At 36.0% G+C, this 2,322-nt stretch carries 2 protein-coding genes; both read right to left on the reverse strand.

Features of this window, described 5'->3' with window-relative positions:
• The coding region (locus tag ABY298_RS16070; protein ID WP_372747055.1) for a molybdopterin-dependent oxidoreductase at positions 1–737 on the reverse strand (737 nt) is incomplete at its 3' end.
• Between the two features lie 18 nt (positions 738–755).
• Positions 756–2,322, reverse strand: a 1,567-nt coding sequence (locus ABY298_RS16075; RefSeq protein WP_372747056.1) for a 4Fe-4S dicluster domain-containing protein, incomplete at its 5' end; no start/stop codon positions are given.

The following is a 2,322-nucleotide window of genomic DNA, read 5'->3' on the forward strand; positions in this document are numbered from 1 at the left end:
CCCGATTCTAAATGAGCAGAGACTAATAAAATAAATTTTGCTTCGGCGTGATCTGGTGAAGGACGGTCATAACCGTACCATAAATTGTATCCAAATCGTGCTCCGGAAGAACAAATATTTGTGTGAGAATTATGCCCATCTATTCCCCAACCTTGCAAAATCCAGTTCATAAATTTCTCATGACCAGGTCTTCCAACATGATATGCTATTTCATTATGCCTGTCTTCTTTTATCGCTTTTCTAATTCTATCAGCAAAAGTATCTAAAACTTCATCCCAAGAAACACGTTCCCATTCACCATCGCCACGTTTTCCTTTTCTTTTTAAAGGAAATAAAATTCTGTCAGGGTCAGTTAACTGATTAATAGTTGCCGGACCTTTGGCGCAGTTTCTACCTCTACTTCCTGGATGATATGGATTCCCTTCAAACTTTTTAACTTCTTGCGTTTCCTTATCAATAAAAGCAGTTAAACCACAAGCACTTTCGCAATTAAAACATGTTGTTGGAACTATTTGATAGGTTTTTTTCTCTTTTCTTGGCCATACTTTTGGATTGTATTCTACCCAATTGTCCCATTTTTCTGGTGGAGGAAAATTCTCGTACATTTTAGCAACTTCTTCATCGGTAAAATGACGCATATCTTTATCAAACTCTTGATAACCTTCTTTGTGCAGATTTGGGATTAATCCAACTTTCTCTGCAATATTTTCTATAAATGATGGTTTTTTGTATCCCATGACTTTCTGTATTTTAAATTAAGCTAAAGGAATTCTTTGTGGTGCTTCCACCCAAATTTTCTCTGTTGCAATAATCCCTATTAAAACTAATACTGCTGATCCAACTAATAAAGGCAATGTGTTGCCAACTAATAAAAATACTAGTGGAATTATATTACCTACCATTACTGTTACAACCCAAAATAGGTTTTTGTACCTTCCTTTTGTAATCATTTTCACCACTGTTTTTGCCGCTGTTGTTGGGTGCGTAATTGTTAATTCTGATATTAATGTAAATAAGTTAACTACTAGTGCAATTACTAGTATGTTTGTTAAAATGCTCATCCAATTTTCTTGACCGAAAATTAAACCTGCCAACACAAAAATTGATGCTCCGGCCATAACACTATGTACTAACATATGTAATGGTAATGTTGGACTTTGCCAAAAATCACGTCCTTTAGCTTGTGCAAATAAAAAGGCTGTGTATACTGCTAATAAAATAGCAAAAACTGCTGTAATCCACAGTAATGCAGTTTCTCCGGTTTGGATTTCAAAAAATGTAATTGCTCCCCAAATGGTTACTAACAATCCAAAAATAGTAATTGTGTAACCACCTTTTACCAACCAAGAATTCCATTGTGGACGTAATAAAACATTTAAAAAACGGTCTGGTCTGTCTAAATCCATCACCAAGAATAATCCTGTTAACGCTAAAAATGTTAATGAAATTCCAGCAGACCATAATTTAGCTGTTGAAGAAACTTCGTATCCTAAAATAATTGCTAAAAACGGAATTAAAAATGCACCTGCCGCAATAGCTTTTGTAAAAACATAAGCCGAAACTTCCCAACCCCAAAGTATTCCTTTGTCTGGAGTATCGTAAACTCTACGCGCTTTTCCAGTTAACACATCTATATAATTAGGATTTTCCGTTTCTTTACGTTGATAAGCAGCTTGAATATCGTTATCTATTACCATTTGTAATAAATCTACATCGCCATTTGTATGCATCATTTTTTCAGCAGCTTTTGCAAAATGACCCACTCCGCGCGCTTGTGAATTCCATAAACTTGGTCCAGATTTATCTGTAGCTTCCGGAATTAACGATGCATCATCAGCATCAATATAAAACAGATTAGGATTGGTCCCTTTTTCTGGCTTACGAACTTTTACTGCCTGACGCGCCAATAATTGAGAAATCTCCGTTGTTGGATTGTGCATATCACCAGCAATAATTGCGTGTTCCGGGCAAACAGTAACACAAGCTGGCTCTCTACCAACATCTACTCTATGCGCACAATAATTACACTTAGCTGCAGTATTATTATCGGGATCAATATACAAAGCATCATAAGGACACGCTTGCATACAAGATTTACAACCAATACAACGGTTGTTATCAAAATCTACAATCCCATCTTCACGCGTATATAATGCTTCAACCGGACAAATTTCTACACAAGGTGCATCTGTACAATGGTTGCAACGCATTACAGAAAAAATTCTTCGTGTATCAGGAAACTCCCCTTTTTCAATTTGCTTTACATACGTTCTGTTTACTCCAATAGCAACATCGTGCTCTGATTTACAGGCAGTTGTACAA

The organism is Lutibacter sp. (assembly GCF_041596795.1).
Lineage (GTDB): Bacteria > Bacteroidota > Bacteroidia > Flavobacteriales > Flavobacteriaceae > Lutibacter.